The sequence below is a fragment of the Staphylococcus sp. acrmy genome, from assembly GCF_022690565.1.
Classification (GTDB): domain Bacteria; phylum Bacillota; class Bacilli; order Staphylococcales; family Staphylococcaceae; genus Staphylococcus; species Staphylococcus caledonicus.
Map to the genome: position 1 here is coordinate 58,645 of NZ_JALCVE010000004.1, position 12,068 is coordinate 70,712.

Here is a 12,068-nt window from a genome sequence, read left to right on the forward strand (position 1 = left end):
GGTTTAACAACTTAAGCCACATTGATAATTAAGGAATACTATTTAAACTACCTCATGATGACTCAACAACACGATTAATAGTATTCATTTAATAATGAGATTAAGTCAGACAACACAACTATCTACCATACATCACAGAATCAGACTAAGCATCTGCATCATGAACAATAGGCGTTATCAGTAGCAAAGCAGTGTATATTTAGAATTAACTATAACTCCCCAAAGTATATAATTATAATTGCAACGTATAATAGTCTTTACATCTAATCACTCTAAATATATACATTAATTTATTCATTCGACATCATGAACGTATATTCATTTAATAGAAAGAATAGAATTAATACATGAAAAGAGGCTCGGAGCGGGGCAGAAATCTTATGTTATACAAGATTTCGCGAACCCGCTCTCGGCCTTTTATTTTTTGTTATTTCTTAAGATTGTACTTTGTTGTAAATAGGTCACTTCGTATTTATCGGCAAGTGTCTTTAAGAACTTAAGTAATTCAGAACTATAGACATTATCGTTCATAAATTGTTGTTTCAACGATAGGGATTGCGCTTTTTCAGAACTAGTCGCTTTCTTTTTAAAATAGCCCCACATATGATCGTAAGCATTAATAATTGAACCTTGAGTAGGTTCTTCACGAAGTCCTATATCAATCATTTGTTGTACTTCTTCTAAACTAGGGGACCCTTTTAATAATTGTCGAATCTCCTCGTAATAATATTGGCTATGAAATAAAATATGGTATTTTTCTTCTCTCCATAGCTTTTCAATATATCCACGTTCTTTCATAGGTCATCTCCTTTGAGATTGCTCGCTATATTAATTTCACATTCGTAAGTTCTATTATTTATTTTCCCTAAAAGAGTGGCATACATGTCTACATAACTAAATTTGTCTAATTTTGGAAAATTTAAAAAGTATATTGCTTTCTATTTTGGAACCGGTTACAATATCAGTAAGTAATAGAACCGGTTCCATCGAAGAGGAGGGCAATTGAATGAATTATAAGCAATCAGCTGAAGATATATTACATGCTATTGGCGGAGAAGAAAACTTAGATGCCATGGCTCATTGTGCTACAAGACTCAGACTTGTGCTAAATGACGAGAGTAAAGTAGATGAAGAACGATTAGCTAACATGAATGTAGTTAAGGGAACATTTTCAACTGGGGGACAATATCAAATTATTATTGGCTCTGGAACGGTCAATAAAGTGTTTAATGAATTAGAAAAAATAACTGGTAAAGAGGCATCAACCACTGCTAATGTTAAAGATAAATCCTCGAAAAATATGAACCCATTACAACGTTTTGTGAAGATGTTATCTGATATCTTTGTACCTATCATTCCTGCTATCGTTGCGGGTGGTTTATTAATGGGGATTAATAACCTTCTAACTGCCCCAGACTTATTTTACGATAAGCAATCATTCATAGAGGTGCATAGCCAATTTGCTGGGTTAGCAGAGATGATTAATATCTTCGCGAATGCGCCATTTACATTGTTACCGATACTCATAGGCTTTAGTGCTGCCAAACGCTTTGGAGGTAATCCATTCTTAGGTGCGGCATTAGGTATGATTTTAGTTCACCCATCATTGATGAGTGCGTATGATTTTCCAAAAGCAGTAGAAGCGGGCAAAGCTATTCCACATTGGGATTTATTTGGCTTACATATTAATCAGGTAGGTTACCAAGGTCAAGTACTACCGATGTTAGTTGCAGCTTATATTTTGGCTACTATTGAAAAGTGGTTACGTAAAGTCATTCCGACAGTGTTAGATAATTTATTAACACCATTATTATCTATCTTAGTCACAGCATTTCTCACATTCCTATTTGTAGGACCTATTACGCGTCAACTCGGCTACTGGTTATCAGATGGCTTAACTTGGTTATACGAATTCGGTGGAGCGATTGGTGGATTTATCTTCGGATTATTCTACGCACCAATTGTTATAACTGGTATGCATCATAGCTTTATAGCAGTAGAAACTACGCTTATTGCAGACCAAGCTAAAACGGGAGGTTCATTTATCTTCCCAATAGCTACTATGTCTAATGTTGCCCAAGGTGGCGCGGCTTTAGCAGCATTCTTAATTATAAAAAATAATAAAAAACTTAAAGGTGTTGCTTCTGCAGCAGGTATTTCAGCGTTGTTAGGTATCACTGAACCAGCTATGTTCGGTGTTAATTTAAAATTAAGATATCCATTTATTGGTGCCATTGTAGGTTCAGCTGTCGGCGCAGCATATATATCATTCTTTAAAGTTAAAGCGATCGCCTTAGGTACTGCTGGGCTTCCAGGTTTCATTTCAATTAACCCTGCACATTCAGGTTGGTTGCATTACTTTATAGGTATGCTTATTGCATTTATTGTTTCAGTAACGATTACGTTAATACTCTCTCATAGAAAAGCATATAAAGCTGCCGCTGAATAAGAAGCGGTAAATAAATATAAGAAAGGCAATTTCTAATGAAATAAATAGAAATTGCCTTTCTTATATTTTAGAAATGCAAATGCATTTCAATTTGTCTTAGTAAAATAGTTAAAGTTTCTGTTTACGCCATAAGAAAATACCAACAATAGTAACCAGTACTAAGGATATACCAAGGATAATAATCCAAGAGGCATAACTTTTATCATCAATCGGAAGTGGCACGTTCATACCAAAGAAACTAAACACTAAGGTAGGTAACGTAAGCAAGACTGTAAATAGTGTTAAAGTTTTCATAATCGTATTCATCTCATTAGATAATAGAGAAGAATATGAAGTAGTGACACTCTCTAAGATGCCTGTATACAATTCTGTAGTTTCAATCGCTTGGTTGTTTTCAATTACCAAGTCTTCTAATAAATCCTCATCATCTTCAAAACGTTTAATCGCAGGTAAGCGGAATAATTTTTTAATTACCGTGTCGTTACCTTTTAAAGCAGCTAAGAAGTAGACTAAACTTTTTTCAACTTCCATGAGTTTATAAAGTTGTTTATTCGTAATATTATTTTTTAGTTCACGTTCAATGCGAATTCGTGATTTATTTAAAAGTCTTAAATTTCTGTTGTAGTGATTTGAAATAGTTAATAAAATATCTAGCGCAAAACGACTGTGATATTTTAAATTAATGTCATCTTGACGCGCATAATTTTCTAAGAATTCATTTTCAGCGTCACAAATCGTTAGAACCAGACCTTTACCAATTACGATACCTAAAGGAATGGTAACGAAAGACAGTACGCGACGGCTAGATGAACTCACGATAGGTAAGTCGATGATGATAAGGGAATAACCTGTATCTTCATCATATTCTATACGCGCACTTTCATCGGCATCCAATGGATCTCGAATAAAGTCTTCAGGGAGATTGAATTTTTCAATTAACTCTTCAACTTCTTCTCTTTCAGGTTCTACAACATTAATCCATGATGCAGAATGATCTAACGTAGTTTCAACAATTTCATTTGTTGCTGAATATTTATATGCAGTTAGCATGGTTAATGATTCCTTTCATATTCATTTGGTGTTAGTTGGATTGGATACGTTTATAATGATTTTTAACCATAATTCTGAGTGGTCCATTATAAATAATTTTGAAAATGTGTTGCGTTAATTCATCGACTGGAATTCGATTGTCATCATGTACCCAATACTTAATAACTGAAATTGTAGCACCTGCCACATAACTATGGAAGTACATTTCGGGTATACCATCAATTTCATGATTAATACTTATAAAGTTTTGCATATTTTCCTTGATTAGGGAATGAATTTTGTCTTCCAATTTACTTTTACGTTCTAATTGCAAGATAGTGTGATAAAATTCCATGTTATCAGCGATATGTTGTAAAATTTTAGTCAAAACATCATTAATAAATGTAGTTGCAATAGCTTCAGGGTTATCGCCCCCAAGTTGATTAAATTGTGATAACGATTCAATTTCAACTATACATTCATCTTCCATATCTGATAAAAGGGAATATTTATCTTCATAATGTAAATAAAAGGTACCACGATTAATATCAGCTAAATCTGAAATATCTTGAACGGTGATTTTATCGAGGTCCTTTTGTTTGAGCAAATTGGTAAAAGCTCGTTTAATGGCCGTTTTAGTCTTGCGAACCCGCCTATCTTCTTTCATGTGTAACGATCTCCTAATAGTTAATAGACAATATTGAACAATATGTTCAAAAACATACTGTATTTAAATAATTGACTATTGTTAATTTTTGACTACCTTATTATAATTTACAACGTACTAAATATTCAACACATTGTTCAATAAATATAAGGAGGTAATGATTCATGAATATTTTTAAAAGCAAATTATTATGGCTTGCACCTGTTGCAGCAATTTTACTACTAGCAATATTTGCTTTGGCATTCTATCCTGCGTTTAATCCTAAACCTAAAGAAATGCCAATTGCAATTGTTAATAATGATAAAGGTGTAGACATTCAGGGGAATAAAGTAAATATCGGGGAAAAAATTGAAGATAAATTAATGGATAGTGATTCAGACACTGTTAAATGGGTTAAAGTGGACAAAGAATCAGATATTAAAAAAGGCCTTGAGGATGAAAAATATTATGGGGCAGCAATTTTCAATAAAGACTTTTCTAAAGATGCGATGAGTAAAACGCAAAAAGTAGTTATGGACAGCAAAAAAGCTGAAATGAAAGAGAAAGTTGAATCTGGTGAAGTGCCAGCAGCGGCTGCCAAACAAATGCAAGAAAAAATGGGTAACCAAAAAGTTGATGTTAAAAAAGCAACATTTAAAACAATCGTGAACAAAGGTGCGAGTATGCAAGCATCTCAAATTACAGGCAATGTTTTAGATGGTATGGGTAATAATTTAAATAAACAAATTACATCTCAAAGCTTAAAAACATTAGAAAAACAAGATGTGAAAGTTAATGCATCAGATATTAAAGGGATAACTAATCCAGTTAAAGTGGACGACAAAACAATTAACAAAGTTAAAGACCATCAAGGTGGCGGTAACGCTCCATTCTTAATGTTTATGCCAGTATGGATGAGTTCATTAGTAACATCAGTACTATTGTTCTTTGCATTCAGAACTAGTAACAACTTTAAAATTCAACACAGAATTATTGCATCACTAGGACAAATGTTATTAGCAGTTATTACTGCGTTTGTAGCAAGTTTCGCATATGTTTACTTCATGCATGGTGTATTAGGATTTGAATTTGGTCATACTAATCGTGTAGCAATCTTCTTAGCTATTTCAATCTTAGGATTTATTGGTTTAATCTTAGGTATCATGGTATGGCTTGGAATGAAATCTATTCCAATCTTTGTATTATTAATGTTCTTTAGTATGCAATTGATTACATTACCAAAACAAATGCTTCCTAAAGGCTATCAAACATGGGTGTATGATATTGATCCATTCACTCACTACACAACAACATTAAGACAAATCATTTATATGGGACATCCTATCGAAATGAATTCAACAATCTGGATGATGATTGGATTTATTATCTTTGGTGCAGTATCTAGTTTAGTAGCCGCTATCGTTAGAAAACATAGTACTAAACGTACTGAAATCCCAGCATAATAGTTTTTCTCTGCCCTCAATATAGTATGGTTACATACTGTGTTGGGGGTTAATTTTCGGGGGTAAATAAACTGAAAATTTAAACTTTAATATATCGGTTGACTATATCGAAAAACGGAGTATTATATTAGTTAGGCATCTAACTAAATGAGGTGAAAGTATGGAAGTAACATATCAGTATTTATTAAGAACGTTGGCACATGAAATGAAAAATTATGCCGATCGTAGGCTAGATGAATATAATGTTACCCAAGAACAAAGTCACACGCTCGGTTATATGTATCGTCATAAAGAACGAAGTATAACGCAAAATGAACTGCTTAAGACATTTCAACGTAAAGGGTCTACAGTAAGCTCAACTTTGAAGAGTTTAGAGAGTAAGGGACTTATTTACCGTATGGTTGACCCTGAGGACTCAAGACGTAAAAATCTAAAACTTACAGATGCAGGGAATGAACTGGTAGAATCATTTGTTAGTATTTTTGATGAAATAGAAGAAATTCTAGTTAAAGATTTGAAAGAAGAAGAAAAAGCACAGTTAAGTAATTTATTTGAGCGTATGTTAGACAATATTAAAAAAGCTAATTAATCTAAGACTAAAAATGTAAGCTCAATAGTCTTAATTTAATATAGAAATTTAGGATTAAATTAAATAAATTTGTATTTTAGTAAGTTAGGCAATAATGATTATTGCTAGAGTAGGATGACGAAATCTTCTTCATTCAATAGGTTTCGCTCCTGCTATCTTTTTCAACACATAGTTAGGTACCTAATTATTAGGCGTCTAATATTAAAGGAGATTATGGAAATGAAAGACGAACAATTATATTATTTTGAGAAATCACCAATTTTTAAAGTAATGATGCATTTTTCTTTACCTATGATGATAGGTTCATTATTAAGTGTGATATATGGTATTTTAAATGTTTATTTTATCGGGTTTTTAGACAATAGCCATATGATTTCAGCTATTTCTTTAACATTACCGATTTTTGCAGTGTTAATGGCATTTGGTAACTTATTTGGTGTAGGTGGCGGAACATACATTTCTCGTTTACTTGGCGCTAAAGATTATACTAAAACGAATTACGTAAGTAGCTTTTCAATTTATAGCAGTATTGCATTAGGGATTATTATCGCAATCATCACATTACCTTTTACTGATCAAATCGCGAGTGTTTTAGGTGCAAGCGGAGAAACATTACGCTATACAAGTGACTATTTAAAAATAGAATTTCTAAGCACACCATTCGTTATTTTATTCTTCGTACTTGAACAATTTGCACGTGCGGTTGGTAAACCAATAGTTTCAATGGTTGGTATGCTTTCAAGTGTCGTTTTAAATATGATTTTAGATCCAATTTTAATTTTTGGTTTCCATTTAGATGTTGTAGGTGCAGCATTAGGTACTGCAATTTCAAACGTAGTCGCTGCATTATTCTTTGTGATTTATTTTGCTAGAAAAAGCGATTCACTATCATTAAATATTAAATTTGCGAAACCAACAAAAGCACTTATGCAAGAAGTGTTTAAAATTGGTATCCCAGCATTCTTGATGGTAGTACTAATGGGTGTAACTGGTTTAGTAGTAAACTTATTCTTAGCACACTATGGTAACTATGCCATCGCAAGTTATGGTATTTCATTTAGACTTGTACAATTTCCTGAATTGATTATTATGGGGCTTTCTGAAGGTGTAGTACCATTGATTGCTTATAACTTTGTTTCTAATAAAACACGCATGAAAGATACAATCAAAGTCGTTATTATGTCTATCGCCGTAATTTTCGCAGTATGTATGACAGTAGTTTTATTATTTGGTCATTCAATCGTTCAATTATTTAGTACTGACCCACAAATTGTTACATTAGCTACATTTATTCTTAAAGTGACAATGACATCATTATTATTAAATGGTATTGGCTTCTTGTTTACTGGTATGTTACAAGCAACTGGTCAAGGCCGTGGAGCAACTATTATGGCTATTGCACAAGGTACAATTATTATTCCAGTATTATTTGTAATGAATGCTTTGTTTGGCTTAGCTGGCGTAATTTGGTCATTACTTATTGCCGAAACAATTTGTGCTTTATTAGCTATGCTTATTGTTTACTTATTAAGAAATCGCCTTACTGTTGATACACAAGCTTTAGTTGAAGAATAGAAATTAATTATTTTTGAAAAGCATTTAATAGGAAGAGCGAGGACGGGACACCGTTTATCAGTTCCTAAAGCACAAATGATTAATGTCTTAGTCTCAACAACTATCAAATTTAAAACTTAAGCTATTGTTTCATTAATGTTAGAGAGGTTGGGACGAAAGTGTTTAGGATTTGAGCAGAACCAAACGATGAACAAAAAATATTATCTCCTAATCTATTGATTAGGCAGTAGCTGACTGAGATGAAGATGCGATAAAACCGTACTTTCTTCATCTCTAGTCAACCTTGCCGGAGTGGGACGACGAAATCTTTGAAATTACATTAGATTTCTGTCCTACTCCCTTTTTTTGTCCTACTCCCTAGATTTCTCTCCCGCTCCCTTTTTTGGCTAAAAAGTGACAAATTAGAATTATTATTGTTAAATAGCATACATTATCTTATTATTAATAAATGAGTAAATTTTTTTGGGGGGACGTCAATGGTGAGAATTAAGCAAAGTTCCAAAGTAGCTTTAGCAATCATGATGATGCTTTTATTTGTTTTAGTTCCAAACGTTCAAAACATCGCATTCGCACATGCTACTTTAGAAAAAACAACACCTTCACAAAATGGAGTAGTATCTAAGAAACCTGATACTATTGAATTAACATTTAATGAACCTGTTAATGCCGATTATTCAGGCCTTACTATATATAATGATAAGGGTAATAAGATTGCCGACATTGACCCGTCGACAAAAGGCCATTCTAAAACATTAACGTTTCCTGCTGACAAAGTAGGAGAGGGTACACATCAAATTGAATGGCATACCGTTTCAGCAGATGGCCATGAAATTGGTGATCGATTTGAATTTTCTGTAGGAGAAAAAACAGCTAATGGCGTAGATACTTCGCCTGCTTTTTATGAAACGCCAGACTTTTGGTTTGGATTGTTACGATACATAGCGGAAGGCGCTACAATTTTATTAGTTGGACTTTATTGGTTAAATGGTATTGCACGTCGTAATAATTTATCTACATTTGATATTTTTCCAAGACATTTAGCAGTATCATTAATTATGATGATGGGATATTTAATGTCTCTCGTCTTATATTTAATGACCTTATCGTCAGATGTGTTAGATGCAATACTCACACTTAATCCTAATACATTAATACAATTTCCTTATATTTTAAGTTCAATTGCATTAATTATCTTAAGCGGTTTATTTGTATTACGTAATATGGAAAAATCATGGTATTGGATGATATCGATTGCTATGATTTTAGCTTTAAGTATGTCTGGACACGCTTGGTCACAAAGTGTGCCACTTTGGTCACTTTTACTTAGAACATTACATTTAACTGGCATTAGTTTATGGTTAGGCGCACTCGTCTATCTCTTAGTTTCAGTGTTCACTAGAAAGAGAGATGCTGTAGATTTATTACGCGAAATCTTATTCAAAGTTAACGCAAGTGCAGTAGCGATTATTATTATTTCTGGTGTATTAATGTCTATAGACCAAACTAAAATTCTTTCAATTTGGTCAAATATGCAAACGTGGACAATCTTCTTAATTGTTAAAGTTGTAGGTACATTAATCATGATGGGATTAGGTTTCATGCAGACGACTCGCGCATTAAACCGTCGAAATAGAGTTAACAAAGCTTCATTAATTGTTGAAGTCACAATAGGTGTGATTCTGATACTTGTCGGAGTAATTATGAGTCAAATTATTATTCCATAAGAAGGAGAAAAAAGATGATTAAAAAATTATTAGCAACGAGTTTAGTACTCTTCTTTACAATGGGTTTCTTTAAAATCGCGGATGCCCATGTTACGTTAAATCCTAAAGCAGTTGAGCCGGAATCTTACGAACGCGTTGATGTACGTGTTCCCGTAGAGCAAAAAGATCATACAGAGAAAATTGAATTAGAAGTTCCTAAAGAAGCTCAAGTAGTCAATATTCAACCTGTGGAAGGTTACAAATATAAATTAGACAAAGATAAAAAAGGGAATATCACTAAAATTACATGGAAAGCTAAAGACAAAGGTATTGGCCCAGATGAATTTATGGACTTTCCACTTGTAGTAGCTAGTCCTAAAGAAGAAGGTAAATATGCTTTTAAAGCAATTCAATCATACGATAATGGTGATAAAGTTAAATGGACTGGTAAAGAAGACAGTGAACACCCAGCACCAACACTTGAAGTTAAAAAAGATGCTAACGCAACAACAGTTAAAGAGGAAAAATCTAATGATACGGCTAGTGAACAACAAAGTTCAGGTGGTTCAATCGCATTATGGATTGTATCAATTATAGCAATTATTTTATCATTAGTAGCTTTATTCAAACATTCAAGAAATAAATAAACATTTAACCTAGCCGGAGCGAAACTATAAATCTTCGAAATTCAATTTGATTTTAGTTTCGTTCCTTTTTCATATAGGAATATTCTTACATATTTTGTCACTTTAAAGATGTCTATTTTCAATTATAATAGTAACGTGAGGGAGGATTTTCATATGCGCAGATTATTATATGCTTTTTTAGTCTATATGATAATTGGATTATTTAGTGGTTTTTACTATAGAGAATTAACTAAAGCACACCATTTTACGGGCGACACACAATTATCAGTAGTACACACACATACCCTTATTTTAGGTATGTTTATGTTTTTAATATTACTTTCACTTGAAAAGTCATTTAAATTAAGTAGTTATTATTTATTCAATTGGTTCTTTATTGTTTATAATTTAGGCGTAATTGTCACAATAGGGATGATGGTAACTAAAGGTACATTCCAAGTTATCGGTAAAAGTTTCCAACCCGAAGCATTTGCAGGATTTGCGGGTATTGGTCATACAGGAATGCTAGCTGGATTATTATTACTCTTCTTCTTATTGCGTCAAGCTATATTAAAAGAACCAAAAGAGTAATATTTAATATGACCGTTTTATAAAATAGAATGGGAGAGAACTCCACAAATACTAAGCTTGATGAGGCTGAACCATTAATATAATATGGTTCAGCCTTTAGTTTTGGCAGTAGTTGACTGAGATGAGAGTAAGCCATTAATAATTTGTGATTTTGGTGTCGCAAAAGAAGGGTTTTGGGCAGATATCATCGTGATTCGACAAAATTTGAAGAGCAATTTTGTTTTCTTCTAGCTTTTTTAATACAAAGTTTTATTTTAGACGAAAGGGATTTCTTCAACATTATATCAACATATAGTATAATGAGTGAAAGTCAATGATAATTATTATCATTTATAATAGAGAGAGACTTGGGAGGAAATCATATGCAAGATGTAACAATTATTGGGGGAGGCCCCGCAGGTCTTTTTGCCAGTTTTTACTCTGGACTACGTGGGATGTCAGTCAGAATTATCGATGTGCAAGATAAATTAGGCGGCAAGATGCAAATTTATCCTGAAAAGATTATTTGGGATATTGGCGGTGTAGCACCTAAGCCATGTTATGAAATTATTAAAGATACAATTAAACAGGGGTTACATTTTCAACCGGAAGTGAATTTAAATGAACGTGTGATAGACATTCGTAAATTAGAGGAACGTCACTTTGAAGTTGAAACTGACCAAGGTAATATCTACGAGTCTAAGGCAGTTATTTTTGCGGTAGGTGGCGGTATTATTAATCCTAAACCACTTGATATTGAAGATGCTGAACGTTACCAACTCACTAATCTACATTATGTAGTACAATCGTTCTCTAAATTTAAAGATAAAAATATTCTCATCTCAGGTGGAGGAAACACTGCGCTTGATTGGGCAAGAGATTTAGCTGAAATAGCACAATCTGTTACTTTAATTTATAGAAAACCAGAAATCCGTGGTTATGAAGCGATGATTAATGTTTTAGAAGATTTAAATGTTAAACTACTACCTAAAACACAAATTAATAAATTAATTGGTGACACAGATTGCGAGCGAATTCGAGAAGTACAATTAGAAAATATTGAAACGGGTGATGTCATTACGCAATCATTCGATGATGTAATAATTAGTCATGGTTTCGATCATGAAAATCCACTACTAAAAGAGTGTACTTCTAAGTTTGATTTACATGATGAATATCGTGTCAAAGGCTTTGGGAATACAACTACAAGCATTCCAGGTATCTTTGCTTGTGGCGATGTCGTTCATCATGATGCGAAAGTTCATTTGATTGCGAGTGCCTTTAGTGATGCAGGAAACGCCGCTAACTTAGCTAAAACGTATATTGAACCTGATGCCTACAAAGAAGGCTACGTTTCAAGTCATAACGACATTTTCAAAGAATCTAATAAAGCGGTTATTAATCAATATTTATAGCTT

General features: G+C 33.0%; 11 protein-coding genes. 8 read left to right on the forward strand and 3 right to left on the reverse strand.

Going from position 1 to position 12,068, the window contains the following annotated elements; translation table 11 throughout:
• Window positions 1–417: 417 nt before the first annotated feature.
• Entirely contained in the window at window positions 418–798 is a 381-nt protein-coding gene (locus FH144_RS05260) for a YbgA family protein (protein WP_242314201.1), read from the reverse strand.
• A gap of 208 nt (window positions 799–1,006) precedes the next feature.
• Between FH144_RS05260 and FH144_RS05265 the strand changes: the two genes are divergently transcribed.
• Window positions 1,007–2,449, forward strand: coding sequence for a sucrose-specific PTS transporter subunit IIBC (locus FH144_RS05265; RefSeq protein ID WP_242314203.1), 1,443 nt, complete (start codon window positions 1,007–1,009; stop codon window positions 2,447–2,449).
• A 108-nt stretch (window positions 2,450–2,557) separates the two neighbouring features.
• On the opposite strand, the gene FH144_RS05270 is transcribed toward FH144_RS05265, so the two are convergent.
• Window positions 2,558–3,499: a magnesium transporter CorA family protein gene (locus tag FH144_RS05270; RefSeq protein ID WP_242314205.1), complete on the reverse strand. Its 942-nt coding sequence runs from the start codon at window positions 3,497–3,499 to the stop codon at window positions 2,558–2,560.
• A 31-nt stretch (window positions 3,500–3,530) separates the two neighbouring features.
• Window positions 3,531–4,145 (reverse strand): TetR/AcrR family transcriptional regulator, encoded by a 615-nt coding sequence (locus FH144_RS05275; RefSeq protein WP_107506733.1) that lies wholly within the window; start codon window positions 4,143–4,145, stop codon window positions 3,531–3,533.
• A gap of 164 nt (window positions 4,146–4,309) precedes the next feature.
• Here FH144_RS05275 and FH144_RS05280 point away from each other — a divergent pair, with 164 nt between their 5' ends.
• From FH144_RS05280 to FH144_RS05310, 7 genes are all read left to right on the forward strand, one after another.
• Window positions 4,310–5,587 carry an ABC transporter permease gene (locus tag FH144_RS05280; protein ID WP_242314207.1) on the forward strand — a complete coding sequence of 426 codons (1,278 nt, stop codon included), beginning with the start codon at window positions 4,310–4,312 and terminating at the stop codon, window positions 5,585–5,587.
• 160 nt (window positions 5,588–5,747) lie between these two features.
• Entirely contained in the window at window positions 5,748–6,176 is a 429-nt protein-coding gene (locus FH144_RS05285) for a MarR family winged helix-turn-helix transcriptional regulator (RefSeq protein ID WP_107506732.1), read from the forward strand.
• A gap of 219 nt (window positions 6,177–6,395) precedes the next feature.
• Window positions 6,396–7,751, forward strand: a complete 1,356-nt coding sequence (locus FH144_RS05290; RefSeq protein ID WP_242314209.1) for an MATE family efflux transporter — start codon at window positions 6,396–6,398, stop codon at window positions 7,749–7,751.
• 476 nt (window positions 7,752–8,227) lie between these two features.
• The gene (locus FH144_RS05295) at window positions 8,228–9,475 is read left to right on the forward strand and encodes a copper resistance CopC/CopD family protein (protein ID WP_242314211.1); all 1,248 of its coding nucleotides are present in this window, start codon (window positions 8,228–8,230) and stop codon (window positions 9,473–9,475) included.
• A 14-nt stretch (window positions 9,476–9,489) separates the two neighbouring features.
• Window positions 9,490–10,101 (forward strand): YcnI family protein, encoded by a 612-nt coding sequence (locus tag FH144_RS05300; RefSeq protein WP_107506729.1) that lies wholly within the window; start codon window positions 9,490–9,492, stop codon window positions 10,099–10,101.
• Between the two features lie 153 nt (window positions 10,102–10,254).
• Window positions 10,255–10,671 (forward strand): DUF2871 domain-containing protein, encoded by a 417-nt coding sequence (locus FH144_RS05305; protein ID WP_107506728.1) that lies wholly within the window; start codon window positions 10,255–10,257, stop codon window positions 10,669–10,671.
• A 362-nt stretch (window positions 10,672–11,033) separates the two neighbouring features.
• The gene (locus FH144_RS05310; RefSeq protein ID WP_242314213.1) at window positions 11,034–12,065 is read left to right on the forward strand and encodes an NAD(P)/FAD-dependent oxidoreductase; all 1,032 of its coding nucleotides are present in this window, start codon (window positions 11,034–11,036) and stop codon (window positions 12,063–12,065) included.
• Window positions 12,066–12,068 lie beyond the last annotated feature (3 nt).

What these genes read in the sequence shown, in the direction of transcription:
- FH144_RS05310 (WP_242314213.1), top strand. Translation starts at nt 11,034, where the DNA reads ATGCAAGATGTAACAATTATTGGGGGAGGCCCCGCAGGTCTTTTTGCC.
- FH144_RS05280 (WP_242314207.1), top strand. Translation starts at nt 4,310, where the DNA reads ATGAATATTTTTAAAAGCAAATTATTATGGCTTGCACCTGTTGCAGCA.
- FH144_RS05285 (WP_107506732.1), top strand. Translation starts at nt 5,748, where the DNA reads ATGGAAGTAACATATCAGTATTTATTAAGAACGTTGGCACATGAAATG.
- FH144_RS05295 (WP_242314211.1), top strand. Translation starts at nt 8,228, where the DNA reads ATGGTGAGAATTAAGCAAAGTTCCAAAGTAGCTTTAGCAATCATGATG.
- FH144_RS05265 (WP_242314203.1), top strand. Translation starts at nt 1,007, where the DNA reads ATGAATTATAAGCAATCAGCTGAAGATATATTACATGCTATTGGCGGA.
- FH144_RS05270 (WP_242314205.1), bottom strand. Translation starts at nt 3,499, where the DNA reads ATGCTAACTGCATATAAATATTCAGCAACAAATGAAATTGTTGAAACT.
- FH144_RS05305 (WP_107506728.1), top strand. Translation starts at nt 10,255, where the DNA reads ATGCGCAGATTATTATATGCTTTTTTAGTCTATATGATAATTGGATTA.
- FH144_RS05300 (WP_107506729.1), top strand. Translation starts at nt 9,490, where the DNA reads ATGATTAAAAAATTATTAGCAACGAGTTTAGTACTCTTCTTTACAATG.
- FH144_RS05290 (WP_242314209.1), top strand. Translation starts at nt 6,396, where the DNA reads ATGAAAGACGAACAATTATATTATTTTGAGAAATCACCAATTTTTAAA.
- FH144_RS05275 (WP_107506733.1), bottom strand. Translation starts at nt 4,145, where the DNA reads ATGAAAGAAGATAGGCGGGTTCGCAAGACTAAAACGGCCATTAAACGA.
- FH144_RS05260 (WP_242314201.1), bottom strand. Translation starts at nt 798, where the DNA reads ATGAAAGAACGTGGATATATTGAAAAGCTATGGAGAGAAGAAAAATAC.